The sequence below is a fragment of the Streptomyces sp. NPDC056231 genome (assembly GCF_048270745.1).
Taxonomy (GTDB): domain Bacteria; phylum Actinomycetota; class Actinomycetes; order Streptomycetales; family Streptomycetaceae; genus Streptomyces.
Genome location: NZ_JBLVKW010000174.1, coordinates 1 through 3,779 on the forward strand (window position 1 = coordinate 1; position 3,779 = coordinate 3,779).

Sequence of the window (3,779 nt, forward strand, 5' to 3'; positions counted from 1 at the left end):
TGAGCCCCGTGGGTTCAGGGAAACCGAAGCTTCTTCAGCGCGAACCCACGGGTCCGCCAGTGTGCTTCAGGCCGCCGCATCCGTGGGTTCGAGTGAACACGAGGATGCTGAACGATCCTGAGGGCTGTGGCCGTGGCCGGATAGCCGATGGTGCGTGCTGTCGCGCACTGCCTCTGGTCGCGCGCGAGGTTCTCTGACTAGAGTCAGAGAGTGGATGGGACACAGATCGATCAGGTACGGCGGTTCAACCGCACCGTCACCGAACGCGTGGGCGTGCTTCACGGCCACTACCTGGGCCGCGGCCGGCCCGTCGGTGAGGCGCGGCTGCTGTGGGAGATCGGCGAGCAGGGCCAGGACGTACGGCGGTTGCGCGAGCGCCTCGGGCTCGACTCCGGGTACGTCAGCCGGCTATTGCGCTCCCTGGAGGCCGCCGGCCTGGTGACGGTGGAGCCGCGGCCCCGGGACAGACGGGTGCGTACCGTCCGGCTCACCGACGCGGGCCGTGCGGAGCGCGTCGCGCTCGATCGCCGCAGCGACGAGCTGGCCGGCTCCCTCCTGGAGCCGCTCAACACCGCCCAGCGCGCCCGACTGGTCGCCGCCATGGCCGAGGTTGACCGCTTGCTGACCGCCGCGACGGTCGCGCTGGACTGTGTCGACCCGGACCACCCCGACGCCCAGCACTGTTTGCGGTCCTACTTCACCGAGCTGCAGGAGCGCTTCGAGGCCGGTTTCGACCCCGCGCGGAGCCTGCTGCCCGACGCGGGCGAACTCCGGCCGCCGCACGGGCTGTTCTTGGTTGCCCGGCTGCACGGCGAGCCCGTCGGCTGCGCGGGTCTGAAGCTGCCGCCCGGTGCCCCGGCCGAGGTCAAGCGCATGTGGGTTGCGCCTCACACCCGGGGCCTCGGCCTCGGCCGCCGGTTCTTGGCCGAGCTGGAGGCGCGGGCCGCCCGGCACGGCTTTGACGTACTGCGCCTGGACACCAACAAGGCTCTCAGCCGCGCGATCGGCCTGTACTACTCCTATGGCTTCCAGGAGGTCACCGCCTTCAACGACGAACCGTATGCCCATCATTGGTTCGAGAAGCGGATCACCACAGTATCGTCGGAGTGAGGGTTCCGACGAACTTCAGGTCCGCTGCCCTGATTCTGGGGAAGGCCCCGTGAGTCTGCGTCAAGACAAGGGACCGGCCTCGGCGGCCTGCTCCAGCAGGGCCCGCGCGGAGTCCGCGTAGCGCATCGCGGTCTTCTCGTCGAGCCCGAAGACCTCCGCGAGGTGGAGTGGGTCGGGGCCTTTGACCATGGCCTCTTCGAGCTGGCGGTCGACTCGGAGTCGCTCCAGGGTCGCTTCCTGGCCGCGCATCGCGGTGCTGATCCAGTGGTTGCTGGCCCTGCCGGTCGTGTTGGCGGTCTGGTTGTTGATCAGCAGGTGGAGGTTCGCGGTGTTCGGCCACCGGCGGCGCCGGTGCTCCAGCCAGTCCAGCAGCAGCTGCAAGGTGAGGTCGTCCAGCGGGCGGACGCGGCCGGCGATGGTCAGCCGGCGGTTGCCGAGGTCGACATCGTCGAGCATGAGGGTGGCGATCTGGGCAACTCGGGCGGCGTGGACCGCTGCGAGGGCGAGGATGAGCCGCGTCGCCGGGGTGGTGGCCGCCGCGACGGACCGGTCGACCTGCTCGGGGATGAGCGGTTGCAGCACGGCGTACTCGTATTGCCCCACCTTGATCCGGCTCGTGGGGTTGCGGAAGATCAGTCCGTTCCGCTTGGCCCAAGTGAACAGCGAGCGCAGGGCGACGAGTTGGTCGTGTCGCTGGCGGCCGTGCAGTGTCTTGATGTAGGCGAGGACGTCGTCGCGGGTCACTTCCCGCAGGTGGTCGTAGCGGTTCGACCATTCCATCAAGGCCGGACGGGCCCGGTTGAGGTAGAGCCAGACGGTGCCCTCCCGTCGCGGGAGGCTGCGCGGGCCGCCGTCGCGCAGGACACGGGTCCAGCGCTCGGTCTCCGAGCGGATGCCGGGTGCGAGACCCTCCAGCCTCTCGACGAGCCAGTGTTCGAAGGAGGGTTCGCTGTCGTCTTCGAAGATCCCCATCTCCTCCAGGACCGTGATGGTGTGGCCGACCGGCAGGTCCAGGGCCCGCAGTGGGGTGAAGATCTCCGTGTGCCGGATGACGTCGCCGTCGACGTAGCCGGTGAGGACGATGGCCAGGCCGCGGTTGACGGCGAAGCGGATGCCGCGTCCCCAGCCTCGGGCCTCGGCGAGCCGGTGGGCGAGGTACTTCGCCCAGGCCAGCCAGGGGCTGGCGAGGTCGGAGTCAGCGAGGGCGAGTCGGCTGTAGTCACGGGGGATCTGCTCGAACAGCGGCAACTGCCGCCAGCCGGGATCCGGGCGCCAGGTCGGGGCGGGGGGCGGCTTGCGCGGGGCTCCCCGCCGTCCTCCGCGCCGCCGTGCCGAGGGTGTCGGTCTTCTGCGGTAGTGCAGGCCCATGAAGAACAGCTGGTGGTGCCGGACGGCGGCGAGCCGATCCCGCACGTCCGTCTCGTCCGCCGGCTGGCCGGTGACGGCCCTCGCGTTGAGGCGGGCCTGGCACCAGCATAGGCGGCAGTAGTCCCACTTCAACGGCTGGATTCGGCGGCAGCCGGTGCATGCGGCCGCATCGTGACTGCGACCGAACATGTAGCAGGTGGGGCAGAGGCGGCCGCTGAAGTTTCCCCAGGCCAGGCAGCTTCCGCAGGAGTCGGTGGGCTTGACGTAGCCCTTCGGGAACCGTGCCACCGGCTTACTCCGGCGGCAGCGACCGGCCGTCCCGGCGCTTGGGGACCACCGCTCGTGCGCCGGTCCCCGCGCCAGCCGCGGCTCGCTCCGTCCCCTCCGCCTGCCCCGGGCGGCGGACCTTCTCCGGCTCGGGGATGAGCAGGTCACCGATCTCGCAGCCAAGGACCACGCAGATGACGTCCAGGTCCTCCAGCTTGAGCGAGACCGGCTGGCCGGACCACAGTCCGGACATCTTCCCCGCTGAGATCACCAACCCGTGCTCGGCCAGGCTTCGTTGGAGTTCGGACGCCTTCCAGATACCCTTGTTCGCGGCGGTCAGCCGCAGGTTCCACCTCATCGGATCAGCCCTTCCAGCCGCTTCGCGGCCCGCTCGGTCCCGGCGACCCAGGCGTCCTCGACCCGGGTCTGCTGGACGTGGACATATCGCATCGTCGTGGCGATCCAGGAATGTCCCAAAACCTCCTGAATTGCGAGCAAGTTCAGCCCGTTCTCATAGAGTTGGGACGCACAAAAATGCCGCAGGACATGCGGCGTCAGCTTCTCGCCCCACCCCGGCAGATGTGCCTTGGCCGCGTCCTTGAGCCCGCCGCGCAGGGCGTCGTCGCCCACCCGGCGCGAGGAGCCGTCGGCGTTCTTGCGCTCGGAGGGAAACAGCGGGGCGCCGGGGCGGGTGTGGTCGTCGTCGAACTGGCCCCACACGTCCTCGATGAACCACCGCAGCGTGCGGTCAGCGCCGTTGATCAGCGGCACCATCCGCTCACGCGGGCCCGACCCGCGGGCGCCCTTGCCGTGGCGGACATGGAGCTTGCCGAAGCGCCCCAGGTCCCACTTGATGTCCGTCAGGTCGAGCTTGCACGCCTCACTGACCCGCAGGCCGACCTGGGACATCAGCTTGGAGGCGGTGTAGTTCCTGGCAGTAGGGGCGAACTTGCGGCAGGTGGCCAGCTCGCCGCCCCAGCCGGTGAACAGCATCCCGACCTCCGGCCCGGTCGGCGGGATCCGCAGCTGGGCGT

4 protein-coding genes are annotated in these 3,779 nt (G+C 69.7%); 1 reads left to right on the forward strand and 3 read right to left on the reverse strand.

Translation table 11 applies throughout. From position 1 onward, the window contains the following. Positions 1-210 precede the first annotated feature (210 nt). Complete coding sequence (locus ACNPQM_RS43775; RefSeq protein ID WP_358856453.1) at positions 211-1,110, forward strand: bifunctional helix-turn-helix transcriptional regulator/GNAT family N-acetyltransferase; 900 nt, start codon at positions 211-213, stop codon at positions 1,108-1,110. Positions 1,111-1,170: 60 nt separating this feature from the next. Here ACNPQM_RS43775 and ACNPQM_RS43780 read toward each other — a convergent pair whose 3' ends face one another. The 3 genes from ACNPQM_RS43780 to ACNPQM_RS43790 all read right to left on the reverse strand — a co-directional run. Continuing rightward, positions 1,171-2,766, reverse strand: coding sequence for a hypothetical protein (locus ACNPQM_RS43780; protein WP_418088370.1), 1,596 nt, complete (start codon positions 2,764-2,766; stop codon positions 1,171-1,173). 4 nt (positions 2,767-2,770) lie between these two features. Further along, positions 2,771-3,103: a helix-turn-helix domain-containing protein gene (locus ACNPQM_RS43785; RefSeq protein ID WP_358856455.1), complete on the reverse strand. Its 333-nt coding sequence runs from the start codon at positions 3,101-3,103 to the stop codon at positions 2,771-2,773. Continuing rightward, a partial coding sequence (locus tag ACNPQM_RS43790; RefSeq protein WP_418088371.1) for a tyrosine-type recombinase/integrase occupies positions 3,100-3,779 on the reverse strand: 680 nt, incomplete at its 5' end. The genes ACNPQM_RS43790 and ACNPQM_RS43785, both read right to left, overlap by 4 nt.